At 64.5% G+C, this 24,719-nt stretch carries 20 protein-coding genes and 1 tRNA gene; 7 read left to right on the forward strand and 14 right to left on the reverse strand.

Going from position 1 to position 24,719, the window contains the following annotated elements; translation table 11 throughout:
• Window positions 1–184: 184 nt before the first annotated feature.
• Window positions 185–1,132 (reverse strand): agmatinase, encoded by a 948-nt coding sequence (speB, locus tag ACXR2T_RS08630; RefSeq protein WP_458814668.1) that lies wholly within the window; start codon window positions 1,130–1,132, stop codon window positions 185–187.
• 129 nt (window positions 1,133–1,261) lie between these two features.
• Between speB and ACXR2T_RS08635 the strand changes: the two genes are divergently transcribed.
• Window positions 1,262–1,843: a helix-turn-helix domain-containing protein gene (locus ACXR2T_RS08635; protein WP_458814670.1), complete on the forward strand. Its 582-nt coding sequence runs from the start codon at window positions 1,262–1,264 to the stop codon at window positions 1,841–1,843.
• Here ACXR2T_RS08635 and tyrS read toward each other — a convergent pair.
• The 3 genes from tyrS to argF all read right to left on the reverse strand — a co-directional run bounded on the left by tyrS (window position 1,840) and on the right by argF (window position 5,722).
• Window positions 1,840–3,126 (reverse strand): tyrosine--tRNA ligase, encoded by a 1,287-nt coding sequence (gene tyrS, locus ACXR2T_RS08640; protein WP_458838941.1) that lies wholly within the window; start codon window positions 3,124–3,126, stop codon window positions 1,840–1,842. The two genes, ACXR2T_RS08635 and tyrS, sit on opposite strands and share 4 nt — an antisense overlap.
• Before the next feature lie 191 nt (window positions 3,127–3,317).
• Window positions 3,318–4,754 carry an argininosuccinate lyase gene (gene argH / locus ACXR2T_RS08645; RefSeq protein WP_458838879.1) on the reverse strand — a complete coding sequence of 479 codons (1,437 nt, stop codon included), beginning with the start codon at window positions 4,752–4,754 and terminating at the stop codon, window positions 3,318–3,320.
• A 44-nt stretch (window positions 4,755–4,798) separates the two neighbouring features.
• Window positions 4,799–5,722, reverse strand: coding sequence for an ornithine carbamoyltransferase (gene argF / locus ACXR2T_RS08650; protein WP_458838880.1), 924 nt, complete (start codon window positions 5,720–5,722; stop codon window positions 4,799–4,801).
• A 54-nt stretch (window positions 5,723–5,776) separates the two neighbouring features.
• On the opposite strand from argF, the gene ACXR2T_RS08655 reads away from it, so the two are divergent.
• The 3 genes from ACXR2T_RS08655 to ACXR2T_RS08665 are packed head-to-tail and all read left to right on the forward strand — an operon-like array spanning window position 5,777 to window position 8,265.
• A complete protein-coding gene (locus ACXR2T_RS08655; RefSeq protein WP_458814676.1) occupies window positions 5,777–6,220 on the forward strand; it encodes a DUF6941 family protein in 444 nt (147 codons plus the stop codon).
• Window positions 6,221–6,235: 15 nt separating this feature from the next.
• On the forward strand, window positions 6,236–7,021 hold the full coding sequence (locus ACXR2T_RS08660; protein ID WP_458838881.1) for an HAD-IIB family hydrolase: 786 nt from the start codon (window positions 6,236–6,238) through the stop codon (window positions 7,019–7,021).
• A 44-nt stretch (window positions 7,022–7,065) separates the two neighbouring features.
• A complete protein-coding gene (locus tag ACXR2T_RS08665; RefSeq protein ID WP_458838882.1) occupies window positions 7,066–8,265 on the forward strand; it encodes a glycerate kinase in 1,200 nt (399 codons plus the stop codon).
• 318 nt (window positions 8,266–8,583) lie between these two features.
• On the opposite strand, the gene mqo is transcribed toward ACXR2T_RS08665, so the two are convergent.
• The 3 genes from mqo to ACXR2T_RS08680 form a co-directional block, all read right to left on the reverse strand.
• Window positions 8,584–10,083 carry a malate dehydrogenase (quinone) gene (mqo, locus tag ACXR2T_RS08670; protein ID WP_458838883.1) on the reverse strand — a complete coding sequence of 500 codons (1,500 nt, stop codon included), beginning with the start codon at window positions 10,081–10,083 and terminating at the stop codon, window positions 8,584–8,586.
• 118 nt (window positions 10,084–10,201) lie between these two features.
• Window positions 10,202–11,551, reverse strand: a complete 1,350-nt coding sequence (gene radA / locus ACXR2T_RS08675) for a DNA repair protein RadA (protein ID WP_458838884.1) — start codon at window positions 11,549–11,551, stop codon at window positions 10,202–10,204.
• Window positions 11,552–11,630: 79 nt separating this feature from the next.
• Window positions 11,631–16,082: a choice-of-anchor G family protein gene (locus ACXR2T_RS08680; RefSeq protein ID WP_458838885.1), complete on the reverse strand. Its 4,452-nt coding sequence runs from the start codon at window positions 16,080–16,082 to the stop codon at window positions 11,631–11,633.
• Between the two features lie 452 nt (window positions 16,083–16,534).
• Here ACXR2T_RS08680 and ACXR2T_RS08685 point away from each other — a divergent pair, with 452 nt between their 5' ends.
• The 3 genes from ACXR2T_RS08685 (at window position 16,535) to ACXR2T_RS08695 (ending at window position 21,097) form a co-directional block, all read left to right on the forward strand.
• Window positions 16,535–19,084 (forward strand): LuxR C-terminal-related transcriptional regulator, encoded by a 2,550-nt coding sequence (locus tag ACXR2T_RS08685; protein ID WP_458838886.1) that lies wholly within the window; start codon window positions 16,535–16,537, stop codon window positions 19,082–19,084.
• Window positions 19,085–19,181: 97 nt separating this feature from the next.
• A tRNA-Ser gene (locus ACXR2T_RS08690) sits at window positions 19,182–19,270 on the forward strand.
• Window positions 19,271–19,618: 348 nt separating this feature from the next.
• On the forward strand, window positions 19,619–21,097 hold the full coding sequence (locus ACXR2T_RS08695) for a peptide MFS transporter (RefSeq protein ID WP_458838887.1): 1,479 nt from the start codon (window positions 19,619–19,621) through the stop codon (window positions 21,095–21,097).
• Window positions 21,098–21,194: 97 nt separating this feature from the next.
• Here ACXR2T_RS08695 and ACXR2T_RS08700 read toward each other — a convergent pair whose 3' ends face one another.
• The 7 genes from ACXR2T_RS08700 to ACXR2T_RS08730 all read right to left on the reverse strand — a co-directional run bounded on the left by ACXR2T_RS08700 (window position 21,195) and on the right by ACXR2T_RS08730 (window position 24,686).
• Window positions 21,195–22,007 (reverse strand): alpha/beta fold hydrolase, encoded by an 813-nt coding sequence (locus tag ACXR2T_RS08700; RefSeq protein WP_458814718.1) that lies wholly within the window; start codon window positions 22,005–22,007, stop codon window positions 21,195–21,197.
• Window positions 22,008–22,125: 118 nt separating this feature from the next.
• The gene (locus ACXR2T_RS08705) at window positions 22,126–22,299 is read right to left on the reverse strand and encodes a CsbD family protein (RefSeq protein ID WP_458814720.1); all 174 of its coding nucleotides are present in this window, start codon (window positions 22,297–22,299) and stop codon (window positions 22,126–22,128) included.
• A gap of 87 nt (window positions 22,300–22,386) precedes the next feature.
• Window positions 22,387–23,022: an Asp23/Gls24 family envelope stress response protein gene (locus ACXR2T_RS08710; protein WP_458838888.1), complete on the reverse strand. Its 636-nt coding sequence runs from the start codon at window positions 23,020–23,022 to the stop codon at window positions 22,387–22,389.
• Window positions 23,019–23,597 carry a hypothetical protein gene (locus ACXR2T_RS08715; RefSeq protein WP_458838889.1) on the reverse strand — a complete coding sequence of 193 codons (579 nt, stop codon included), beginning with the start codon at window positions 23,595–23,597 and terminating at the stop codon, window positions 23,019–23,021. Before ACXR2T_RS08715 ends, ACXR2T_RS08710 begins: the two co-directional genes overlap by 4 nt.
• On the reverse strand, window positions 23,594–23,998 hold the full coding sequence (locus ACXR2T_RS08720; protein WP_458838890.1) for a hypothetical protein: 405 nt from the start codon (window positions 23,996–23,998) through the stop codon (window positions 23,594–23,596). Before ACXR2T_RS08720 ends, ACXR2T_RS08715 begins: the two co-directional genes overlap by 4 nt.
• Window positions 23,998–24,186, reverse strand: coding sequence for a hypothetical protein (locus ACXR2T_RS08725; protein WP_458838891.1), 189 nt, complete (start codon window positions 24,184–24,186; stop codon window positions 23,998–24,000). Before ACXR2T_RS08725 ends, ACXR2T_RS08720 begins: the two co-directional genes overlap by 1 nt.
• Window positions 24,183–24,686 carry an Asp23/Gls24 family envelope stress response protein gene (locus ACXR2T_RS08730; RefSeq protein WP_458838892.1) on the reverse strand — a complete coding sequence of 168 codons (504 nt, stop codon included), beginning with the start codon at window positions 24,684–24,686 and terminating at the stop codon, window positions 24,183–24,185. Before ACXR2T_RS08730 ends, ACXR2T_RS08725 begins: the two co-directional genes overlap by 4 nt.
• Between the last annotated feature and the right edge of the window lie 33 nt (window positions 24,687–24,719).

Consider the following 24,719-nt stretch of genomic DNA (forward strand, 5'->3'; position numbering starts at 1 on the left):
TCAGCCGGCCCGCTCTGCGGCCCGGCTTCGTTGCGGCGACAAGAGATAACATTACGCAGATCTGCCCCCGAGGGCAACCCGAGCCCCAGCGCCGGGCGTGTCGCTCGGGCCCCGAATGCATCGCTTCCGCGAAACAGCGCACGGGGCGGCCGCCAGAAGCGGCCACCCCGCACTTCGATCGAACCTAGTCGCGCGCCGCCATGGCGGTGACCAGCTCGTAGACCACGTGGCTGGCCGCTACCGCGGTGATCTGCGCGTGGTCATAAGCCGGCGCCACCTCGACGACGTCGGCGCCGACGATGTTGAGGTCAGCGAGCCCGCGAATGATGCGCAGCATTTCACGACTGGTGAGGCCACCTGCCTCGGGCGTACCCGTGCCCGGCGCGTGCGCGGGGTCGAGCACATCGATGTCGATGGAGATGTAGAGCGGCTTGTCGCCCACCCGAGCGCGAATCTTCTCGAGCGCGGCGGGCACACCGTTCTCTTCAATGAACTCTGTCGTGACGATCTGAAACCCAAGCTCCGCGTCTTGCACAAGGTCTTCTTTGCCATAGAGCGGGCCGCGGGTACCGCCGTGCATCGAGGCGGTCATGTCGATGAGCCCCTCCTCTGACGCGCGCCTAAACGGGGTGCCGTGCGTCATCGGCGCACCGAAGTAGGTGTCCCAAGTATCGAGGTGCGCGTCGAAGTGCAGCACCGCTACGGGGCCGTGCTTCTTGTTGATGGCACGCAAGAGCGGCAGTGCGATCGTGTGGTCGCCACCGATCGTCACGATCTTGTCGACCTTCTCGCCCAGCTCGGTTGCAGCGGCATCAATCTGAGCGACGGCCTCGTCGAGGCTGAACGGGTTCGCCACAATATCACCGGCATCGACGACCTGCTTCAAGGCAAATGGCGAGACGTCTTGCGCGGGGTTGTAGGGGCGCAACAGTCGTGACGCCTCACGCACGTGGTTCGGGCCAAAGCGGGCACCCGGGCGAAAACTCACACCGGTATCGAACGGCACACCAACGACGGCAATGTCAGCGCTCGGCACATCTTCAATGCGGGGCAGCTTTGCGAACGTCGCAATTCCTGCGTAACGAGGGGTCAGGCTCGCGTCGACGGGGCCCTGGGGAGTGTGTTCAGTCACTGCATCCCATCCTTTCAAGTTTTCTGTGAGTAAACTCATGAGTTCTACTAGTGAACTTTAATCACACTATAGGCTGGATCCTGGCCCGGGTCAACGCGACCGCGCGAGCCCAGTAGCGAGGAGTTTCAGATGCGCCCCATTCACCCCACCGCGGGTACCGATCCGGTGCGCATTGGCGCCAAGCTACGAGCATCTCGCCTCGCCCAGGGACTCACGATTGAGCAGCTTGCGCAGGCCGCCGGGCTCACCAAAGGGTTCGTGAGCCGCATCGAGCGCGACGACACAATGCCGAGCGTTCCCACGCTCGTGCAACTGTGCCAAGCGTTGTCACTGCCCGTCGGGTCACTGTTTGAAGAACCCGACGTGCAACTGATCGCGCTCGAACATGCGCCAGCCATCAACATGGGTGGCTCGGGCGCCGACGAGCGGCTCGTGACCCCGCGATCTGAACAGCGGGTGCAGGTGCTGCGCTCGTCGCTTGCCCCGCGCGCAAGTGGTGGAGCAAAGCTCTACACCGTCAACTGCGAGGTCGAAAGCATTCACGTGATCTCGGGCGAAGTGGAACTCGTGTTTGCGGGTGGCCGCACGGCCCTCACCGCGGGCGACACCCTCACGTTCCCCGGTCGCACACCGCACACCTGGGAAACGCAAGCGGCCGGCGCCGAGGTCATTTGGATCCTCGCACCGGCCGCCTGGAGTGGTTCGAACTAGCCCGCGATCGCGGCGGCCAGCGTCTTCTTGCCGCGGCGCAGCACCGCGAACTTGCCATGCAGCAGGTCGGCTGAGGTGAGCGCCTGATCTTCTGCCGTGACGGCCACGTTGTTCACGTACACGCCGCCCTGCTTGATCGCGCGTCTCGCCTCGCTCACGCTACCGACCAATTTAGTGTCGACGAGCAGCTGCGCAATCTCGTCGCCCGCCGAGGCGGCAGCCTGGGGCAGCGCGTCTGTCGCGCCCGCGAGCGTGAGTGCGTCGAGCGTTTCGAGGTCACCGCGCCCAAACAGTGCGGCCGAAGCATCGATCGCACCCTGCGTGGCCGCCTGGCCGTGTACCAGGGTCGTCACTTCGAGCGCGAGCCGCTTCTGAGCGGCACGCTTGAACGGCTCGTCGGCCACCTGCTGCGCATACTCTTCAATCTCGGCGCGCGACAGGAACGTAAATACCTTCAGACGCTCGACCACGTCTGCGTCGGCCTGGTTGAGCCAGAACTGGTAGAACGCGTACGGCGAGCACATCTCGGGGTTCAGCCAAATCGCGTTGCCCTCGCTCTTACCGAACTTGGTGCCATCAGAGTTAGTGATGAGCGGCGTACCGATCGCGTGCGCGTGCGCGCCCTCGACCTTGCGAATCAACTCGGTGCCGCTCGTCAGGTTGCCCCACTGGTCGCTGCCGCCCGACTGCAGCTTGCAGTCGTACTGGCGGTACAGCTCGAGGTAGTCGAGCCCCTGGAGAATCTGGTAGCTAAACTCGGTGTAGCTGATGCCCTCGTCAGAGTTGAGACGCTTGGCGACGATGTCCTTTTTGATCATCGTGCCGACACGGAAATGCTTGCCGATCTCGCGCAAGAAATCGATCGCCGACAGCGGTGCGGTCCAGTCGAGGTTATTGACAAGGCGTGCGGCGTTCTCGCCCTCGAAGCTCAGGTACTTCGAGACCTGCTCACCGAGTGCGGTTACCCACTCGGCAATCGTCTCGCGCGAGTTGAGTGTGCGCTCTGCCGTGGGGCGCGGGTCACCGATCTGGCCGGTCGAACCGCCCACGAGCCCCAGCGGCATGTGGCCCTTCAGCTGCAGCCGGCGCATCAGCAACAGCTGTACGAGGTGGCCCAGGTGCAGGCTCGCCGCGGTCGGGTCGAAGCCGCAATAATACGCGAACGGCTGGCCCTCGAGCAGCTCACTGAGCGCCTCGGGGTCGGTCGAAACGTGCACCAGCCCGCGCCATTCCAGCTCGTCCCACAGTGTGGCGAAGCTGTCATCGTTGCGCTGGGCGGCCATGATCTCGTTGCGTTCGTTCGTTACAGACACGCCTCATATCCTAGCGTTTCGCGCGGGTGACGGCGCGCGGCACGATCCGGATCATGCTTCTTGCGACACACGCACGCCGCAGAAACGAGCTCGCGCAGGATGATTCGTGAGAAATCATCCTGCGCGAATGCAGTTGCGCTGCGTGCAGCGCGCGGGGCGAGCTACGCGCGGAACGCGGCGATCTTGCCAGCGAGGGTCTCGAGCTGCTCGGTGACCCGCACGCGCGCCGTGCCGCCCGCGCCGACGCGGGAGTTCACGGACCCCTCGATCGTGAGCACCTCGCGCACCGCGGGTGTCAGGTGCTCAGAGATCTCGGTGAGCTGCGCGTCGGTGGGCTCGTGCAGCTCCATGCCGCGCTCCTCGCAGAAGCGCACCATCTCGCCCGAGATCTCGTGCGCGTCCCTAAAGATGACACCCTGTTTGACGAGCCACTCGGCGATATCGGTCGCGAGCGAGAAGCCCTGCGGTGCGAGCTCGGCCATGCGCTCGGTGTGAAAACGCATCGTCGCGACCATGCCGGTGAACGCGGGCAGCAGCACCTCGAGCTGCGCGATCGAATCGAAGACGGGCTCCTTGTCCTCCTGCAGGTCACGGTTGTAGGCGAGCGGCAGACCCTTGAGGGTGGCGAGCAGGCCCGTGAGGTTACCGATCAGGCGGCCCGACTTGCCGCGCGCGAGCTCAGCGATGTCAGGGTTCTTCTTCTGCGGCATGATGCTCGAGCCCGTGGAGTAGCCGTCATGCAGCGTGACGAAGCCGAACTCCTTGGTGTTCCAGATGATGATCTCTTCGCTCAGGCGCGACAGGTCGATGCCGATCTGGGCGCAGATGAACGTGAACTCTGCGACCACATCGCGGGCGGCGGTGCCATCGATCGAGTTCTCGAGCGGGTCACCCAGCCCCAGCTCACGGGCGACGATGCGCGGGTCGAGACCCAGTGACGAGCCCGCGAGCGCTCCTCCGCCGTAGGGCGACGCGCTCGCGCGCTTCGACCAGTCGGCGAGGCGCTCGAGATCGCGCACGATGGGCCATGCGTGCGCGCCCAGCTGGTGCGCGAGCAGCACCGGCTGCGCGTGCTGCAGGTGCGTGCGGCCCGGCAGGATCGCATCAATGTGGTTCGTGGCCTGCTCGTGCAGTGCGTCAAGCAGGTCGAGCAGCATGTTCCGGATCACCGCTGCGTGGTCAAGCAGGTACATTCTTACGAGTGTCGCGATCTGGTCGTTGCGGCTGCGGCCCGCGCGCAGCTTGCCGCCCACCTGCACCCCCACGATGTCGATGAGCAGGCGCTCAAGCGCCGAGTGCACGTCTTCGTCGTCTTCTGCCGGAACAGCCCGGCCGTCGGCGACGCGGGCGGCGAGCTCATCGAGGCCCGCGTGCATCGTCTGCAGGTCTTCTTCGGTGAGGTATCCGGCGGCCGCGAGTGCGGTGGCGTGCGCCTTCGAGCCGCGAATATCGTAGGGGGCGAGCACCCAATCGAACTGGGTCGACTTCGAAATTGCTGCCAGCGCGGGCGACGGGCCGCTCGCGAAACGGCCACCCCAGAGGGCGCCGGCCTCGGCCGCGCGGTTGCCGGCCTCGTTGGTGAGACTTGAGTCAGTCATGTGGTGTTCCTTACGTATGGGTTACGCGTAAATCTTGGTGTGGGTTAGGCGCGGTCGAGCAGCCAGGTCATCAGCGCTTTCTGCGCGTGCACTCGGTTCTCGGCTTCGTCCCACACCACGCTCTGCGGGCCATCGATGACCTCGGGGGCGACCTCGTACTCGCGGTACGCGGGTAGGCAGTGCAAGAAGATCGCGTCGGGCTTCGCGTGAGCCATGAGCTCACCCGTCACGCGGTACGCGCCGAAGGTCGCGATACGGTCGGCTTTCTCATCTTCTTGCCCCATCGATACCCACGTGTCGGTAATGACAGCGTCGGCGCCGGTAACTGCGGCGACCGGGTCGGTGAAGAGCTCGACGCTGCCGCCCGACTTTGCCGCTACTCGGCGCGCGTCTTGAACGATGTCTTCGCGAGGTTCGTAGCCCGCCGGGCCCGCCACGCGAATATGCATGCCTGCGGTCGCGAAACCGAGCAGGTATGAGTGCCCCATGTTGTTGGCGGCGTCGCCAACATAGGTGGCGGTGAGGCCCTTCAGATCGCCCTTCTGCTCGCGAATGGTTTGCAGGTCGGCGAGGATCTGGCAGGGGTGAAAATCGTCAGACAGCGAGTTGATGACGGGAACAGTCGCGTTCTCCGCCATTTCTTCGAGGCCCGCGTGCGCGAACGTGCGCCAGACAATCAGCTCCACCATGCGCGAGAGCACCTTGGCGGTGTCGGCGATCGACTCCTTCGCGCCGAGCTGCGCCTCACCGGGGTTCACGATGATCGGGTTGCCACCCAGATCTGAGATGCCCGTGGCGAAACTGAAGCGGGTGCGCGTCGACGTCTTGTCGAAAAACACCGCCGCCGATTTAGGCCCCTCAAGCGGGCGGCGCGAGAATCGGTCGCGCTTGAGCGCGGCCGCGAGCTCGAGCACCTCCAACTGCTCTGCCGGAGAAAGGTCGTCGTCGCGTAGAAAGTGCCTAGTCACCCCGCCAGCTTAGCGCCCCGATAGAGTTGTGGGCACAACGAATGGGAGGCGCCGATGCGCGTTGCAGCAGCATTCTTGGCCGATGCGGCCAACCTGCGCGAGGGCACACTGAGCGTGCTCTCGGGGTTCATCAACACGATTAACCGTGAAGAATTTCCGGCCGCACTCGGCGCGACGCTCGTCGTCGTCGTTGAATACGACGAGATCGAAGCGCGCCGCGGTGAACAGCACCGCAGCTTTAAGGCCTGGTGTGAGCCCGCGGCGGGCGGCGGCGAAATCTTTAGCATCGACGGCACGTTTAGTCTGAGCCACGCGAGTGACTCGTTCGGGTACATTCCTATGGTGCTGCCGCTGCAAGAAGTTGTCGTACCCATGACGGGCAGCTACCGCATCATCTTTGAGGGCCAGGGGCTCGAACGCGTCGATGTGCGATTTTACGCGAACGCAACCACGCTGCCCGATCTTGACGAAGAACTACCGACCGAAGGCGACGAGTAACAGGTGACCACTAGCATGCAAGCACTCTCCGCGCTGCCCGCGCTCGTCGCGTTTGACCTCGACGACACGCTCGCCCCGTCGAAGTCGCCCGCTCCCGAGCGCATTCTGTCTGCTCTTGCTGGTTTGCTTGAGCGCACCCGCGTTGCCGTGATCTCGGGCGGCAATTTCGAGCAGTTCGAGCAGCAGCTTGTGTCTCGGCTCGACGCTCACGCCGAGCTCACCGAGGAGCAGCTCGAACGTCTGCACCTACTGCCCACGTGCGGCACTCGCTATGAGCGCCGCGAAAACGGCGCGTGGGTGACGGTCTATAAGGAAGATCTCACCGCCGACGAGCGCGACCGCGCCCTCGCTGCACTGCGTTCGGAGGCCGAGCGGCTGGGGCTGTGGGAGGCCGAGACCTGGGGCGAAGTGCTCGAAGACCGCGGCTCGCAGGTCACATTCTCGGCGCTGGGCCAGCGCGCGCCCGTCGCCGCGAAGGCGCTGTGGGACCCGACCGGCGAGAAGAAGAACACGCTGCGCACGGCCGTGGCGGCCCGGCTGCCCGACCTCGAGGTGCGCAGCGGCGGTTCAACCTCGGTCGACATCACCCGCAGCGGCATCGACAAAGCGTACGGCATGCGCAAACTCGAAGCGCTCACCGGCGTTGCCCTGGGCGACATGTTGTTCATTGGCGACCGCCTCGACCCCGATGGCAACGACTACCCCGTTCTAGCGATGGGAGTGACCTGCCACGCGGTTGCGGGGTGGGAAGACACCGCCGCCTACCTCGAGCAGCTGCTCGCGGCGGCAGCCGCGGCGTAGCGGCGGCAGCGTGCACCGCCCTTACGGCAAAGGAAGGTTCAACATTGCGTATCGTTCTTGCCCCCGACAAATTTAAGGGTTCACTCAACGCTGCCGAGGTGTGCGCGTACCTCGCGCGGGGCCTCACCTCGGCGCTACCCGACGCGCAGATTGACGCGGTGCCCATGGCGGACGGCGGCGAGGGCACGGTCGATGCCGCGGTCGCCGCCGGATTCACTCGTGTCACACGCGAAGTGCGCGGCCCGCTCGGTGCCCCGGTCGAGGCGAGCTTCGCACTCGCTGCGCACGCCAGCGCAGCACCCGGAACGCCAGCGCCCCACCCCTCAGTATCCGACTCTGCCCAATACGACGCCGTCATCGAACTTTCGGCAGCATCTGGGTTGCTGTTGCTTCACGACGCCGATCGGCGTCCCCTCGAAGCCCATACCTTTGGCACGGGCGAGCTCATCAAAGCAGCCCTCGATGCTGGCGCCCGCCACATTGTCCTTGCGGTGGGCGGTAGCGCATCAACAGATGGCGGGACGGGCATGCTCACGGCTCTTGGTGTGCGCTTTCTCGACGCTCACGGCGTCCCGCTACCGTTGGGCGGCGGCGCGCTATCGCTGCTACACAGCATCGACCTCGCGGGCCTTGACCCGCGGCTCGCTTCCTCCCACGTGACGCTCGCCTGCGACGTTAATAATCCGCTCGTCGGCGTGCACGGCGCCGCACGAGTGTTCGCACCACAAAAGGGCGCAAACCCAGCCGAACTTAAGCTGCTCGAGATCGGGCTCGACCGCCTCGCCGAGGTCACAATGCACGCGCTCCCCCATGATCCGAATCATGCTTTGGCCGTCGGCGCCGGGGCTGCAGGTGGCGTCGGGTTCGGTGCACTCGCGTTTCTCGGTGCTACGCAGCGCGCTGGGGCGTCAGTCGTATCAGAGGTGGCTAAGCTCGCTGCGAGCGTGCAGGGCGCCGATCTCGTCATCACGGGCGAAGGGTCGTTTGACGATCAGAGCCTCGGCGGCAAGACGCCCATTGGGGTGTTGAACATCGCGCGAGGCATTGGAGTGCGAACTGCCCTCGTGTGTGGCAAGAGTTCTCTGAGCGCGCGAGCTACCCGCGAGGCTGGCTTCTGCGCGAGTTATGCGATCGCCGATCTCGATCCGGATCCTGCGTCGTGCATCGCTCTCGCCGGGCACTATCTCGAGCAGATAGCGCGCGAGATCGCGGCTTCTCTCACTTCTGCGAGGGGCGCAGATTGACGGTGTCACGCCGACCGGGCGGCTGCTGCGCCGCGGCATGGTGTCGTAACAGCGCGGGCCGGGGCCTGCCCGCGCACGCCCACTCGCGCCCACGCCCCCGAACTCGCACCAGACGGCATCGAAACGACGAGTCGGCCCGATAAATACGCATTTATCGGGCCGACTCGTTATTTCGATGCCGACTCGTCATACAGGACGGCGGCAGCGCCAGCGCCAGCGCACACGCGGCAGCGGCAGCGGCAGCGCCAGCGCGCACGCGCCAGCGCCAGCGCCGGCGCCAGCGCACACGCGCCAGCGCACACGCGCCAGCGCCAGCAGCTACTTCGCGGCCGGAGTCTCGACCGAGGTCAGCCCCAGCACGCTCGCCGTGTGCGCGAGCGACGCCTGTGCAGCGGCGAGGTCGCCGTTGAGGCCCTCACCGAGCGACGGAATCTGCTTCTTGAACTTCTTCGACCAGGTCTTGGCGTACTGCTCGGGGAAGCACTGCTCGAGCACACCGAGCATCGCGTGCACCGCCGTCGAAGCTCCAGGCGATGCACCCAGCAGACCCGAGATCGTGCCCTCGCCACCGACGATGACCTCGGTGCCGAACTGCAGAATGCCACCCTTTTCGGGGTCGTTCTTCATGACCTGCACGCGCTGGCCCGCGGTGATCATCTTCCAGTCGCTGGTCTGCGCGCCCGGCATGTACTGGCGCAGCGTGTCCATCTGCTTCTCGCGGCTCGCAAACAGCTCGGTGATCAGATATTTCTCGAGCGAAAACTCGGTGAGGCCGACCTTGATCATGGGGCCAAGGTTGTGCGCACGAATCGAGCCGGGCAGATCCCACCACGATCCGTTCTTGAGGAAGTTGGGGGTGAAACCAGCGTAGGGCCCAAAGAGAATGCTCTTCTTGCCGTCGATCACGCGGGTGTCGAGGTGCGGCACCGACATCGGGGGCGCACCCACCGCTGCCTTGCCGTACACCTTCGCGTCGTGCTGCGCGACGATCTCGGGGTCGTCACACATAAGAAACTTGCCGCTGATCGGAAACCCGCCGAAGCCCTTGATCTCGGGGATGCCTGTGCTCTGCAGCAGCGGCAGTGCGCCGCCGCCGCCACCCACGAAGACGAACTTCGCGTTCACGACGGTCGTGCCGTAGCCTGCACGGTTGCGAGTGTAGACGTCCCAGGTACCGTCTGCGCGGCGGCGCAGCTTACGCACCTCGGTGCCGAGGTGCACGTTGGCGCCCTGCTCGGCCATGTGGTCGATGAGCTGGGTCGTCACCGCGCCAAAGTCGACGTCGGTGCCGCTCGTCGAACGAGTCGCAGCGAAGACGTCGTCTTTCGCGCGGCGGTCGATGAGCAACGGCGCCCACTCTGCAATGACCTCGGGGTCGGCGCTGAACTCCATGTCTGAGAACAGCGGCTCCTGCTTCAGAATCTCGAAGCGGCGGCGCAGGTACTCAACGTTCTCGGCCCCGCGCACAAACGTCATGTGCGGCGTCGAGTTGATGAACGAAGAGGGCTCTGCCAGCGTGCCATTTTCAACCAGGCTCGACCACCACTGGCGCGAGAGCTGAAACTGCTCATTGATCTTGATCGCCTTGTCGGGCGTCATCGTGCCGTCTTTGCCCTCGGGCATGTAGTTCAGCTCACACAGCGCTGCGTGGCCGGTACCGGCGTTGTTCCATCCATTGGAACTCTCGGTCGCCACTGCGGCACGAGACTCAAAGACTTCGATCGTCCAGTCAGGCTGCACCTGCTGAATGAGGGTACCGAGGGTGGCACTCATGATGCCACCGCCAACAAGGACGACGTCTACCGTGTTCTTACTCACGATCTTTGAGTCTACTCGTCATTTCTGATCCCGCGACCAGGTCTCTCGACGTCGAACAATCTACGGCCTCTTTGGGCTCGGCTTCTTGATCCGGATCATGCCGCGTGCCGCGCCCAGCTCACTCCGTGTCGCTGGCTTTGCCCGCGGGCAGTCGCGCAGTGAGGCAGGCGTTTTTGACCGTTTGGGCACCGCCCGACACGACCTGCGAGTAGCCGAGACGCTGCGCTTCGCGCGTGCGCTGCGCCTCACCCATGACGGGGCGCACCTCGCCCGCGAGACTCAGTTCCCCAAACGCCGCAACACTGGGCCCAATCGGTTTGTCGCCCCGTGACGACAGCACCGCAAACGCGATCGCAAGGTCTGCGGCGGGTTCCGTGAGTTTTACACCGCCCACGGTCGACACGTAGACGTCTTGGTCGTGGAGCGTCACGCCGAGGTGCCGCTCGAGCACTGCCAACACCATGGCGACGCGTGACGGATCGACGCCGCTCGTCACGCGTCGCGGGTTGGGCGTCGCGCTTTTAGCGACGAGCGCCTGCACTTCGACCGGCATCGCGCGACGGCCATCGATCATGATCGTGGGGCAGGTGCCGCTAAGCACTTCGGTGCTCTGACTCAGGAACAGACCGCTCGGGTCTGGCACTTCGGCGATGCCACCGCCGGTCATCTCGAAGCAGCCGACCTCGTCGGTGGGTCCGTAGCGATTCTTCATACTTCTGAGAAAGCGCAGCGCCGTGTGCCTGTCACCCTCGAAGTGGCATACGACGTCGACGAGGTGCTCGAGCAGACGGGGCCCGGCAATCGAGCCGTCTTTGGTGACGTGACCCACGAGAATCACAGGGATGTCGCGTTCTTTCGCGACTCGAATCAGCGCCGCCGCGACCTCCCGCACCTGCGACGTGCCGCCGGGAGTGCCCTCGATTTGGTCACTCGCGAGCGTTTGCACCGAGTCGACGACTACAAAGTGCGGCGAAACCTGGTCGATGTGGCCGAGGACGGTCGCCAGGTCGGTCTCGCTGGCGAGAAACAGGGAGTCGTGCAGCGCACCCGTGCGCTCTGCACGCAGCCTAATCTGCCCCGTCGACTCCTCACCGCTCGCGTACAGCACGGTGGCGCCCTGCCCCGCGACGTGCGCGGCAGCAGCAAGCAGCAGCGTCGATTTGCCGACGCCGGGCTCACCAGACAGCAGTACAACAGCCCCTGGCACGAGGCCGCCGCCGAGCACACGGTCGAGTTCGCCGACGCCCGTCGACCTGTGGCGTGCGACGTGTCCAGTGAGCTCTGTAATGGGCTTTGCACGGCGCTCTTCGAGCGGGGTCGCAGCTGCCACGGTGCGCGCGAGGGTCGCCCCACGCCTACCACGTTCTTGCACGGTGCCCCACTCGTGACACTCACCGCAGCGCCCCACCCATTTTGCGGCCTGCCAGCCACACTCGGTGCACGCGTACGCGTTCGTCGTTTTCGCCATGCCCAGCAGCCTAACGGCTAGGTACGACAGAGGCCGGTGTCACTCTCGCGACACCGGCCCCTGTTGCCTTAACGGTGTGTTAGCTCAGTCGCTTCTCCTTCAAGCGACGCGAAGCTAGAACCGTCGTGACACCCGCTCCTGCGAGCAGCAGCAGCGCGCCCATCCCCCACAGCGCGTTGTGCATGGTGCCGGTCTCGGCCAGGCGCTTAGCACCGCTGGTGTCGGCCGCACCCTCAGACGCCGCCTGGCTGGCGCCGCCCTTGGTCGAGGCTGCTGCAGAGCCCTTCGGATCAGCGCTAGCCGAACCCTTCGGATCAGCGCTAGCCGAGCCCTTCGGATCAGCGTCAGCCGAGCCCTTCGGATCAGCGCTAGCCGAACCCTTCGGATCAGCGTCAGCCGAGCCGTTCGGATCAGCGTCAGCCGAGCCCTTCGGATCAGCGTCAGCCGAGCCCTTCGGATCAGCCTGTGCCGTGCCCGTAGCCGAAGCAGAGGCCGAGGCAGCCGCGGTCGCCGACGAGTCAGCGTTCGCTGCGGTCTCTGCGGCCGCGTTGGCCGCAGAGCTGGCGTTGGCCGAAGCCTGCGCCTGTGCCTGCGCTGCGGTAGCAGTGTTCGCGGTGGCATCATGGTTGGCGCTGGCCTGCGCCGCCGTGTTCGCCGCTGCGTTCGCGGTGGTAGACGTGTCTTGCGACGCGTTCTGCGAAGCGTCTGCCACCACGTCTGCCCGGGCCGCGACCTGCGATGCCGCCTGCGCCGCTGCCTCGGCGTTCGCCGTAGCGGCTGCCGATGCCTGTGACGTGGCCTGCGTCGAAGCATCAGCCATGGCCGAGGTTTCGGCCGCAGCCTGAGCGGCAGCGTTCGCCTTGCTGTCGGCCTGTGCCGAAGCTGAGGCCGATGCTGCGGCGTTCACATCTGCTGCGGCGTTCGACGAGGCATTCGACGAGGAGTCAGCCTGCGCCGCCGCCTGAGCCGATGCCTCAGCGTTCACGCTGGCGGCTGCGCTCGCGTCTGCGTCTTGCGCAGCCGAGGCATTGGCCGTCGTGGTTGCTGCCGCGAGCGCTGACGACTCGGCGTTCTGCGCTGCGTCGGCGGTAGCGGTCGCCTGCACGTTCGGGCGTGCGGCCGCCTGGGCAGCCGCCTTCGCGTTGGGGTCGGCCGCAGCATTTGCCGCGCTGCTGTTGTCGGCCATGGCCGCCGCCTGCGCTGCGGTCTGAGCCGATGCGTTGCTGCGATCGTCCGCGTCGGCCGAAGCCGATGCAGAAGCCGAAGCGTTAGCGTTGGCGTTTACGCTTGCCGCAGCCTGCGCCGATGCTTCGCCGGAGGGGTCTGCTGCGGCGTTGGCGTCGGCGGCGTTACGCGCTGCGGCCTGTGCGGCGGCGGCTGAATCGTGGTCGGCGTCGTTATTCGATGCCGCGTCTGAGTCAGCGTTCTGGTCGGCGCTGGCGCTCGCAGCGGCGGTAGCCGTTGCGTTCGTGTCTGCGGTCGACCGCGCAGCTGCCTGTGCTGCCGAGTTCGCGTTCGTCGTCGTGTCGGCCGAAGCAGTCATCGAAGCGTTGGCATCCACGCTGGTGTACGCCGCTGCTTCTGCCGCTGCGGTTGCATCAGCATTCGAAGATGCGCTCGCCTGCGAGGTTGCCTGCGAGTAAGCCGCGGCCTGGGCGGCTGCCTGGGCCTGCGCCTGCTGTGAAGCACTCGCGTTGGCCGAAGCTGCTGCCGACGCTGAAGCGTTGGCGTTTGCGTTGACGTTGGTCGAGGCCTGGCTTGACGCGATGCCAGAGGCATCGCTGTCTGACGCTGCCTCTGCAGCGGCCTGTGAGGCTGCGCGAGAGTCAACCGAACCAACGATCGAGCCAGCCGCAGATGCGTTGGCGCTTGCGTTCGTCGAGTTTGTCGCGGCGGCCTGTGCTGCTGCGTTGCTCGTCGTCGTGGCGTTCGTTGACGCGTTGGTCGAGGCCGTCGTATGTGCCGCCGACTCAGCTGCCGCGTTTGCCGTCGCGTCTGCCGCGGCCGAAGCCACTGCCGATGCGTCTGCGCGAGCGGCTGCCACTGCTGCGCCTTCTACTGCAGCGTTATTGTTGCCGTCTGCCTGCGCAGACGCCGCTGCCGATGCCGATGCGTTGGTGTTGGTGCCAGCGGGCGGCTCTTCCATCACGTCAGTGGTTGACGTCGCCGAGCGTCCGCTGTCGTTACCCACCGCGCTAAAGTTCAGCGCCGTGCCATCTGCGACCGATGCGTTCACAGCACACGTGACCGTGAAAGCTCCGTTGGTATCTGCGATCACAGGAGTTCCACTCGTCACGGCACAGCTAGCTGGCAGAGTGAGCGTGACACCTTCGCCCGGGGCGAAGTTGCTGCCCGTGATGGTCACTGTCTCGCCTGGCTCCACCACAGGCGTGCTCGTGAGCGTTGCCGTGGCGCGGGTAACGTTTGACTCAGAGGTCGCTGTGCGGCCGCTGGTGCCGCCCGTTGCGGTAAAGGTGACAGAACCTGGCGCGTAGGCTTCGGGTACGAGCCACGTGAACGAAACCGTGCCGTCGGCAAGCGCCGTTACGGTGCTCGTGGTGCCATCTGGGTTCTCGAGCGTCACATCTTCACCCGGCACGAATCCACCACCATTGATAGTGATGTATCCACCCTGAATCGAGTTGTTCGAGCTCAGAGTCGCTTCAACCACCGTCACCGAAGCTTCTGCCCGATCATCGGCACCTGTCGTTGCAACGAACTCGACAATGTCGCCATCGTCGTAGCCCGCGGGGACGACCCAGGTGGCGGTGAAGGTGCCGTCAGCGGCGACCGTCGCGGTGATGCTTGCGTCGGTGATTCCATTCACCGCAAACGAAACGGTCTCACCGGGCGTGAACGCTGCTCCTTCCAGTGTCACCGTCTCGCCCTCGGCCACCTGGCCCGGCGTCGCGGTGAGATTCGCCTGCGCGTTTGCAGCTTCTACCGTGGCCGATGCGAGATCAAGCTTTACGGCATCGTTCAAGAGCGGAAGCAGGGTCACACTGAGCGCACGGACAGTGAAGCTGCCGCTGCCGAGGTCTCCGGGTTCGGGCGTAGCCAACTCAGTCGGCTGCTCATTGATTGTGATCGCCAAAAGCTCGCTCAATACCGGCTCAAGCGCGTCATCAAGTAGTCTCGCCACGAGCGGCTGCACGATTGCCATGAGGCCCGGCTGCAGGTTTCCGATCACGCCATTCACAACCGGCTCGAGCACGGTGCTGCCAATGTCGGCGACAAGCGGCGTCAACGTGTTCACTACTGGCTGCAACAGATTGCCAATATTCACAGGTATCGGCAGGTTGGGCAGCAGCGTGACTCCGTTGACATCGATGACCGGAGCAGTGTGACCGGTCTGGCCCAGGAACCCACCGAGTGTGCCGGAAATCTCGATCGGGCCTTCAGCCACCTTCAAAGTGCCAATCAGATAGTTAACCTCAAGGGCAACGCTCAGGTCGAGGTTCACCTCTGCCGCGTACAGTCCGTCAGTTACGACTGACACGACCTTGCTAATTGCCGAGTTGGGCCCTGCACCGATGAGGGCATCGCTGACACCATCGAGGATCGCATTCACTACGTCGCCCGACAGCACCTCGGTGTTCGGGTCGAGTTCGCTCAACGAAGTAGCTGTCGGGTGATTCTCGACGACCAGCTTTGCGAGATCGAGCGTGATCATGCCGTCGTTCAAATCGATTGAGACGGTCTGGTCGACGTTCTCAAGCGGGTTAGAAAGAAGCTCAGTGTCGATTGCGGTAGCGAGACCGCTTAGGTCAATAGACGCCGCACCGATTTCTGCCTCGACCAGTGGCAGCGCGTCAACCACGTCCACGAGGCCCTGCAACGCCGCTTCGAGGCCACCGCCGGGCCCTGCGAGTTCGACAACCGGATCAACGATGTCGTTGACCGTGCCCTGCAGGGTCTGCACCAGCTCTTCTACGAGCAGGCTGTGCACTTCGGCCCGCAGACCCGCGACCATGTACTCGTCACTTGTGACGTTATTTGACTTCTCTGCCTTTGCGCCAACCGCACCAATAGTGACGTTAGCGGTGTCTAGGACCGCATCGGCAGTCCCCTGACCCAGCACCTGCGCGATGAGCGCGCTCGCATCCAACTGTGCCGGCCTGAACGTCGGGTCAACCTGCCCCGGGTTCAAGATGACGGCACTACCACCGGCTCCGGCGATACCCGAAGTCGCGATACTTGTAGTTTCAGAAGGAGAATCCGCCGTTCCGATCAGGGCGTTCAGGTCGCCAAGATCAAGCAAGCCTCCCCCTGCCGGGTTCGCGGGATCCTTTAGTAGCGGTAGCGTGACGGTGCCGAGGTTGATCGGCATACCGAGCAAAGCAACTTCAAGCTGCGCTGAATCGCTATCGGTCCATGTAGCGTCGCTGCTGTCGAACGCGCTGTGTGCGCTGGCGGTGCCAGCAAGATCTAGTCCGAGAACGTCTAGGAAGAGCCCGTGCCCGTGAGCGGCTGATACCGCTCCTGTGGGCGGCGTCTGCTCGTCAGCGCTAGCAACGTTGCTTACGGTCACCGCTCCCATTGCGGCAACCGCGGCCGTCGTCACAAAGGCGAGAGCGCGTCTACGGCGCCGCTTCCCCTGTGTCTGGTCCTGGGTATTCAGTCTCAAGGTGTGTCCCCCCAAAATAATGTGGCTTTCACTACATTCACGTCAGAGCAAACTTTGACGGTTACGGCCGAGACTAGGGGCTTACCGCTCGACAGCCTAGGTACTTACGTAGTACTGAAAATGCCGTCCGCAGGTGCACGCCTAGCAGCCGATATCCCTGAGATTGTTTTTTGAAACCCTGAGTTAAGTACCCATAACTGCACAATTTCCTGCAACACCATCCATATTTCTCCAACATAACTACTCACTTGTTGGTTAGAGTGGTACGCATCACACGTTGCATTGCACGCTTCGGGGGAGGCAGGACGATGGTGTTTCGGAAGTGCCCAAATGCTTGGCGCACAAACCTACTCAACATGCTCGAATCGGCGACCACGCTGCCGGGGCTGGTGCTCTTAACCGGCCCCAGTGGAATCGGCAAGAGCCACATGCTCACCGGCCTCGCCGAGCGGTTCACTGAACGCAAGTCAGCGCACACACGCATCAATCTCAGTGCGCCCGATGCGATCGAACAGCTGACGGCCGTACCTCATGACTGCACCGTACTCATCGACGAGTTCGAGTCGGCCGACTACGCCGTGCTCGTCAGCGTGCTCGAGCGTGTGGCTGCGGGTGAAAGCTGCGTCGCCGCGATCCGCAACGACCTCGCGGCGCCCACCTATCACGCGGCCCTACACAAGCTGCATTCAAACCATCCACATCTCAGCGCAGTCCTTGCAGAAGCGCGCAATGCCACTCTGCCCCCTATGTCTGCGTCAGAGAGCACGCATCTCATTGAGCTCCAGCGCCCTACCCCGTTCGACTCAGCCATCACGTCGGTGATCGCAGATCTCGGCTGGGGCCGGCCCGGCTGGATTCTCGATCTACTGGTGCTCGCTGAAGCTGGCAAGCTGGCTGCTGCACCGGTAGCAAAGGTCACCACACTCGACATTGGCGACGCGCACCTCCCCACGCTCACCGCCGTCACACACGCAGCTGAACACGGCCTCACGAAGGACGCCATCGCCGCGGCAATTGTGCTTGCGAGCATCGACCCGAGAACGCCCACTGGAGCAGTAGACCTAACCTCGGCAGATGCGGTCGCACAGCTGCTTGATGCCCGGATCCTGCTTGAGTCAGCAAGTACCGCGGGCGTGTACACAGTGCCCGAGTTCTATGCCGCGGAGTTGCGCCGGCACGCCGAAGCTGCGCTCGTGGCCGATGCGATGCGTGACGCCGCTGCCCAGCTGCTCATGCAGACCGAGTTTGGCATCTCGCTGTCAGACCGAGAATCGTTCTTTTGCGCGTGGGCTTTCACCAGCAGTGGAGCGGCAGGCGGGCACTCGCTCGATGCGCGGGCCGACCGTGCGCATAACCGGGTGCTGCGCAGCTCGCTCGCCACGTTCTTGTCGTTTGCGCGCCTCGAGGCACGCGATCTGCTGCTGCGCATCACCGACGCAGAACCTCTCACGCCTCTCGAGCGTACGCGCGCCGCGGCCGTGCTCAGCGGTCCACTTGAGAGCGTGCGCTCGCTGCAGCAACTCCCCCTAGATTTTGCTCCCGCTGGCGGCGCCCGCTACGGGGCCGAGTTCTTAAACCAGCTGCTGCGCGCTGAAGTGCGGCTGCCCCCTGAGCCGACAAAGCTCCTCGGCGCCAATACCATTGCCAACACCAGCACCCCCGATTTCGACACCAACGGCACCTCAGCGCTGCTGTTTCGACGCTGGAACGACAACTCCGAGCTCGGTGACGACACGGCCGCGATCTGCGACCTCGCACGCCATCACCCGGTCGCTGAGGTAGCGCTGCACGCCGAACAGCTCGTGGCCCTCGAGTACGCGCTCCTCGGGTGTTCCCCGCCGCCGATCCTTCCCACCCAAAAGGCCGATCGCCGCATCGACCGCATCGACCGCATCGACCGCATCGCGGCACTCGCCATCACGAGCCCGCACGCGCTGCAAGATGTGCTCGCTTCAGCCGCGCTCACCGAAGGGGTATTGACCCTGATCACCGGGGCGAACGTCGACGCCTCTGGCGTGCTGTCGCAGATTCCCGCGCATCTCACCGGCGCACAGTTTCATACCGTGTGGCTGCGGCACCTGCTGCAAGCCGCCAGCGCATTGACCGCCGGCGACGCCGCACGTGCGAGCCGAGAATGGACGCGACTCGAGGCACGCGCCCCGCGGTTCATCCCGCTACGCCTGCGCAACGTGATCACAGAAATTGGCTGCCAACTGCGGTCGCTCGACGGCGTGCAGCCCCGCCCCTCGAACGCAGTCGCGCACCTGCTCGCGTACTATTTTCCAGCGCAGTTTGAGGGCGCGCACAGCACCAAGGCACACGCGTGCACGCTCGCTGCACATGCTCCCGGCGCCCCTCTTAGAGCCGGATCATGGGCCTCCACCCCACCGCCCTCGCCCCTGCCCCTGTTTACGCTCATCGACGCCCAGAGCGAGGCGTTCGAATCACAGAACCCGTCGGCGCTGCTGGCTGCTGCCGACAGGTCGCAGCAACTCGGCCACTGGGGACCAGCCACACACGCGGCACAGGAGGCAAACGCCATCTATGTACGCAGGCGTGCCACCGGCAACGTTGCCGCCTGCCACCTCAAACTCAAAGAAATTGAGGCGGCCGCGCAGGTGCGTCTCCCGTGGTTCACCGTCGCCGACATTGCAGAGCCCCTGCAACCAACCCTCACCTCACGCGAGCTCGAAACGGCACAGCATGCCGCGGCTGGTTTGAGTAACGGCGAAATAGCTTCTCTGATGAGCTGCACAAGCCGTACTGTCGAGTCACACCTCTCTACCGCACGCGCCAAACTCGGGGCCGTGAAGCGCGCAGAGTTGGGCCAGCGCCTGCGTGATTTCGGCTACGGTGCGAATCGTCACCGCCGTTCAGATGCTGCTGTCTATCCGGCTGCTTCCTGAGGAGAGCGCAGTCCCATGAGTGCGCGACACGCCCGCGATCACCGATTACACCCCCTCGATTAGCGCAGGCGCCCCTAAATCCCGTATTCTCTTTCTCGGTGACGTGTCCGAGCGGCCGAAGGTGCAACACTCGAAATGTTGTGTGGTTAATAGCCACCGTGGGTTCAAATCCCACCGTCACCGCCACCAAAACCCCCGCTGAGTTCAGTTTCAAACTGAATTCGCGGGGGTTTTCTCGTTTCCAGGCACAGCGGCCACAGCGCGCGCAGTCCAGGGGCCGCTCCAAAAGCCCGGGTATAGTGGGCTCCAGAATAACTTTGCGACTGCGGCTGTTTTTGCGCGGCCCGAGCCCCCACACGGGGCCACCTGCCACCGCCGGCTCTCTTGGCCCATACCCGGGTCGCTTCAACTGGCTATGCCCTGCAACGTCGCACGTTATCAAATTTGAAGTTTGCAATGCAGCGCCTCAAAGCGACGGCTGCATCGCAGGCTCGCTGCGAGGCTTCTGCGCGTCACTATCCGCGAGGAGAACCCGTGTCGACAACCACTGACACACCGACCGATACACCCAAGACGACGAAGCGAGGCTTCTTCGGCCACCCCTGGGGGCTTGCCAACCTCGCCGGCGTCGAAATGTGGGAGCGATTTAGCTTCTACGGCATGCAGGCCCTTCTGGCCTACTACATCTATTTCTCGGTCTCTGACGGCGGCCTCGGACTGTCGCAGGCGGCCGCCGGATCCATCGTCGGCGCCTACGGTGGCCTTGTCTACCTCTCGGCGGTGCTCGGTGGCTGGGTCGCCGACCGCGTGCTGGGCGCTGAACGCACCCTGTTCACCGCCGCGTGCCTCATCATGGCCGGCCACCTCGCGCTCGCGTTCGTACCCGGCGCGCTGGGCCTCGCGATCGGCCTCATCGGTGTGGCCATTGGATCCGGATCTCTCAAGACCACGACCTCTACGGTGCTGGGCGATCTCTACACGCGTGAAGATACGCGCCGAGACGCCGCGTTCTCGATCTACTACATGGGTGTGAACATCGGTGGGCTCGTTGGCCCGCTGGCGACGAGCGCGCTGTGGGGTTGGAAGGGCTTTCACTGGGGCTTTGCGCTCGCCGCGATTGGTATGGCCGCGGGCCTCATCCAGTACATCTTGATGCGTGGGCGCACCATCTCAGACGCGAGCCGCAAGCCGCAGAACCCGCTCACAGCAAAGCAGAAGCGCGTGTGGCCGGTCGTGTTCGTGGCCGCGCTGGGCGTAATTGTGCTCGCCGTCGCGTTTGGCCTCATCACCGCCGAGAACCTGTCGAACATTGTCGTCGTGCTCGTGATTGTGACCGTGATCGCGCTGTTCACCGTGATGCTCACGAGCCGCCAGATCGATGCTGTCGAGCGCAAGCGCGTGTTCGCGTTTATTCCGCTGTTTATCGCCTCGGCCGTGTTCTGGTCGCTGTTTCAGCAGCAGTTCACCGCGCTCGCGTTCTACGCTGACACCCGCCTCAACCTGAACCTCTTTGGGTGGACGATGCCGCCGAGCATGGTGCAGTCGATCAACCCGATCTTCATCATTATTTTCGCGGGCGTCTTCGCCGGCATGTGGGTGAAGCTGGGCGCGCGCCAGCCCTCGACCCCGGTGAAGTTCGCGCTCGGCACCGGCCTCATGGGGGTCGCGTTCTTGTGCTTCATTCCGTTCGCGGGCTGGGCTGACGGCTCGGTGCCGCTCATCGCTTTCGCGGGGATCCTGTTCCTCTTCACGATGGCCGAGCTGTGCCTGTCACCGGTCGGCCAGTCGCTGTCGACGAAGCTCGCGCCGCGCGCCTTCCACTCGCAGATGGTCGCGCTGTTCTTCTTGTCAGTGTCGCTCGGCTCGGCCGCCTCGGGTTCGCTCGCGAGCCTGTACACCGCGGAGGCCGAGGTCTCGTACTTCCTCATCATCGGGCTCGCCTCGATCGCGGTGGCTATCTTGCTGCTCGTCGTGCGTAAGCCGATCCTCAAGCTGATGAGCGGCGTGCGCTAACTCTCAGCACACGCACCGGCCCTGCGCAGGCATCGAAATAACGATCCGGCACGTTAAATACGTATTTGGCGTGCCGGATCGTCATTTCAGTGCTGGGTCAGTCTCGCGTATGCCGAACCACCCCACCAGGCTCATCGAGCTGACCAAGGTACTCGAGGATCATGGAGGCGACGGGCTCGGGGCTTTTGATGACGGCCTCGTGGCCGCGATCCGGAATCACACGCATTGTAGACTTCGGCAGCGCAGCGGCCACTTCGGCGACCCACTCGCGTGGGCAGACGCGATCGGTCTCGCCCGCGAGCACGAGCGCGGGCACCGTGACCCGCGGACACACGTCTTCGAGGCGGTGATCGAGCATGAACTTGAGCTTGTTGGCAAACCACAGCGGGCTCGTCTTGAAGTATTCGTAGAGCCCCGTCGCGAGCACTTTGAGCCCTTCGCCCGAGAGGTCTTGCGCCATGCGTTCGGTTTGCTTCATCACGCTGCGCTCGAGCCTGTTGATGGTGGGCGCAATGAGCACGAGCCCGTTGACGAGCTCGGGGTGGTCAGCGGCAAGCTGAGCCGTGATTTGGGTGCCCATCGAGTGTCCCACCAGCACCACTCGACCGAGCTGTTCATCGCGAATGAACCTCGCCAGATTAGCCGCGGTTTCGACGATTTCGGTGTCTGAACCCGGCTCAGGCGAGTCACCAAAGCCGGGCAGGTCGAGCGCGATCACCCGGCCCCGCTGAGCCAGAATCGGGGCAACATCGTCGAACACGATGCGCCCCATGCCAATGCCGTGCACGAGCACAAATGTGCGTTTGGGGAGCTCTGCGTTCTCAGTCGGCGGCGTCTTCGCGGGTGTGTCATTGAACACGATCGCCAGATCGCCGAACTCGTACCGTCGTTCGCGTGGTCGATTACTCATGATGAGATGGTCTGCACTGTCCATCGCCCCAGACTAGCCTCACCGCAGTGGGAGGCGATGAGGGCGGGCGGCGCTTCGATCGCTCCACACCACCCGCCCTCGACTGCGACGAGGCGCGCTACTTCTTGAACGCGTCCTTCACGTTTTCGCCCGCCTTCTTGACGCTCGCTGCAGCCTGATCGGCCTTACCTTCGGCCTCCTTCGCTTCATCGCCGGTGAGCTTGCCCACCGCTTCTTTCGCTTTGCCCGCGAGGTCTTGTGCCGCGTTCTTCATCTTGTCTTCAGCGCTCATGGTGCCGTTCCTTTCGTTGTACTGCGGTTGGGGGTACTGCGGTTGGGGGTACTGCGGATTAGGTAAGTGTGTGTTCGTGGTTTCTGGCTATGCCGCGCGCAGCTCGCTGCGCCATCTCGATTGCACCGGGCTCGTGATCTCGATGACGATTGGTAGTTGCTTGCCCAGCAGGGCATCCCACTGTCCAATCGTTTCTTCCACCAGTTGCACGATCGTCGCGGGCGACGTACCGCGGCGTACTCCGAGCGACACTCGCATCGCCGTGCTGCCGCGCATCGTGTGGGCGCTCACACGCACCGACAGCACCTCGAGCTCGGGTGCGAGCGATTCTTTCAGCAGCACCTCAGCGACTTTCACGTCGATCGTGACAGTGCCGCGAAGCTCCCCCGCGGCGGGCCTGCCACGACGGCTCCGCGGCGCGGCACTCTTGAGCAGGGTCGCTGTGCGGCCTCCGCCCTGCACAGCGATAACGAGCACTCCCAGCGCCAAAAGTACCGCTATCGCGACAAGGATGAGCAGCCAAACAAGCGGCAGCTGGAAGACGACCGGTGCGTACGCGATCAGTTCAGTCAGCCACGAGATAAGCCGTGCCGCTGTACGTTCCCACGCAGCCCGCCACTCGGGCATGACAGCGGCGGCGAGCGCACATGCGCCCACTCCCAGACAGACTAGGCCAGCGCACAGCAAGATCGCGCGGTTGAGTAGCCGGGGCGTGGTGTTCATGCGCCGACTCGCCCCTGTGTACGCACGCTCAGGTTGCCCCGCATGCTCGGCGCAAGCTCGGCCGCAATGAGCTCTGCCCGCAGGGCCTGCTCGCACAGGTGCTCGGCCACGGGAACCCCCGTCACCGGAGTGACCTGGGCTTCAACGGTGCGGCGCCCCACGGTGACGCGCACCATGTCTCGAGAAACCCCGGCGACGCGTGCCACGCGGGCAGCTACCCCTGACGCCAGTGTGGCGTCGTCGATAACAAATGCGGCTCGGTCGTTTACTCGGCAGTGGCGGGCGCGTCGTCCCGGCGAGATCGCTGCTGCCACGGCCAATGTTCCCGCTGCGAGCCCGATAGCCGCGACGCTGCCCAGCTGAACGCTCGAGTACACGATTTGGCCGCCCACAGCTTCTGCGAGTGTGCGAGGCGCTGCAATGAGGGGCGGTAGCTCCGTCAAGTGCAGCACGATCTCGGTGCCAACCCAGATCAGCACGATCGAGATCGATACCACTGTGATCACCGTCGCGAGCGATCGTGATGAGTGAGTCTCGCGTCGCACAATGCGCTTGTAGAGTCGCTGGTTCGTCATCGCGCACGGCCCTTCTGTGCGATCCTCGCCGTTGTCAGGTGCAACGCCAAACTCCCCACGCGGTGGCCCGTCAGCTCCGTGATCTGTCGCCCGATGGCCAGGCGCAGCCGTTCGCTGCGCTGGGTGAGTGTCTCGCCGGGCAACGCGCTCGAAACCGCTGTCGATGCGAGCGCCGCTACACAGATCGGGGCACTCACCCGAATCCCGAGGTCTCCGTCGGCATCTGTGATGCGCACGGTCACCGTGCCTGTGGGCACGGCCAGCTGGGTGGCCGCGGCCCCCGCCACGATGCTGTGCAGCGCGCTTGAGGTGATCTGTGTGCGGCCCCGGATCGTGAGTGCCTCACCCTCGTCGCTATCGTGCGCTTCACTGCGCGAGTGCACGACTGGTGCGTTGTCCACTACGAACTCCGTCGCCCGCGAAGCGCGTCGCCGAGTGCGCGCACGTCAATGCGGCCGCTGAGGGCTTTGGCGACGAAGGCGCCCACCACCATGGCTAGGCCGACAAAGAAGCAGGCCCAAAACCCGAGGATGACCCACGTGAGGGCAAGCGTCGCGCCGGCCGCTGCCCCCACCACGGAGTCGTTCATTGCACTCTCGATGCGTCGCCAGCTTCACGATCCGGCGCCTCGTCTTGGTCGTCTGATGGCACATGCACATCGGTCACGGTCACATTCACCTCAGCAATTTCCATTCCGACGAGTTCGACGATCGCATGCCCCACCGCCGCGCGTACATTGGCGCCCAGCTCTTGCAGGGGCACGGGGTACTCGGCAACGAGCGAGATGTCTGCGGCGACCTGGGTCTCCCCCACCTCCACCGATACGCCCTGGGCCAGGTCGGTATTGCCCACCGCGTCTCGCATTGCGCCGACGACTCGTGCGACTCCGCCGCCGAGGGCGTATACGCCCGCGATTTCGCGCACCGCAATGCCCGCTACCTTCGCAACGACCGAGTCGTCAACCACGGTCTTGCCGCGCACACCAGCGGGGTCGGTGTCTACGTTGGGCGCCGCGTTCGCTGGTTTCGTGACGCCTACCGTTTCTGGGCGCGTTGACTTCTCAGGTGTTGTGCCTTGCTGGCTTGCCATGACGATCTCCTTCGATTTAGCTGAGCATCTTCC

The sequence above is a fragment of the Leucobacter faecis genome (assembly GCF_054456635.2).

Bases quoted from the DNA above. Each gene is read 5' to 3' on its own strand.
- ACXR2T_RS08725 (WP_458838891.1), bottom strand. From the start codon at position 24,186: ATGAACGACTCCGTGGTGGGGGCAGCGGCCGGCGCGACGCTTGCCCTC.
- ACXR2T_RS08700 (WP_458814718.1), bottom strand. From the start codon at position 22,007: ATGAGTAATCGACCACGCGAACGACGGTACGAGTTCGGCGATCTGGCG.
- ACXR2T_RS08715 (WP_458838889.1), bottom strand. From the start codon at position 23,597: ATGACGAACCAGCGACTCTACAAGCGCATTGTGCGACGCGAGACTCAC.
- ACXR2T_RS08710 (WP_458838888.1), bottom strand. From the start codon at position 23,022: ATGAACACCACGCCCCGGCTACTCAACCGCGCGATCTTGCTGTGCGCT.
- ACXR2T_RS08635 (WP_458814670.1), top strand. From the start codon at position 1,262: ATGCGCCCCATTCACCCCACCGCGGGTACCGATCCGGTGCGCATTGGC.
- ACXR2T_RS08705 (WP_458814720.1), bottom strand. From the start codon at position 22,299: ATGAGCGCTGAAGACAAGATGAAGAACGCGGCACAAGACCTCGCGGGC.
- tyrS (WP_458838941.1), bottom strand. From the start codon at position 3,126: ATGGCCGCCCAGCGCAACGATGACAGCTTCGCCACACTGTGGGACGAG.
- ACXR2T_RS08655 (WP_458814676.1), top strand. From the start codon at position 5,777: ATGCGCGTTGCAGCAGCATTCTTGGCCGATGCGGCCAACCTGCGCGAG.
- ACXR2T_RS08685 (WP_458838886.1), top strand. From the start codon at position 16,535: ATGCTCGAATCGGCGACCACGCTGCCGGGGCTGGTGCTCTTAACCGGC.
- ACXR2T_RS08730 (WP_458838892.1), bottom strand. From the start codon at position 24,686: ATGGCAAGCCAGCAAGGCACAACACCTGAGAAGTCAACGCGCCCAGAA.
- ACXR2T_RS08660 (WP_458838881.1), top strand. From the start codon at position 6,236: ATGCAAGCACTCTCCGCGCTGCCCGCGCTCGTCGCGTTTGACCTCGAC.
- radA (WP_458838884.1), bottom strand. From the start codon at position 11,551: ATGGCGAAAACGACGAACGCGTACGCGTGCACCGAGTGTGGCTGGCAG.
- argH (WP_458838879.1), bottom strand. From the start codon at position 4,754: ATGACTGACTCAAGTCTCACCAACGAGGCCGGCAACCGCGCGGCCGAG.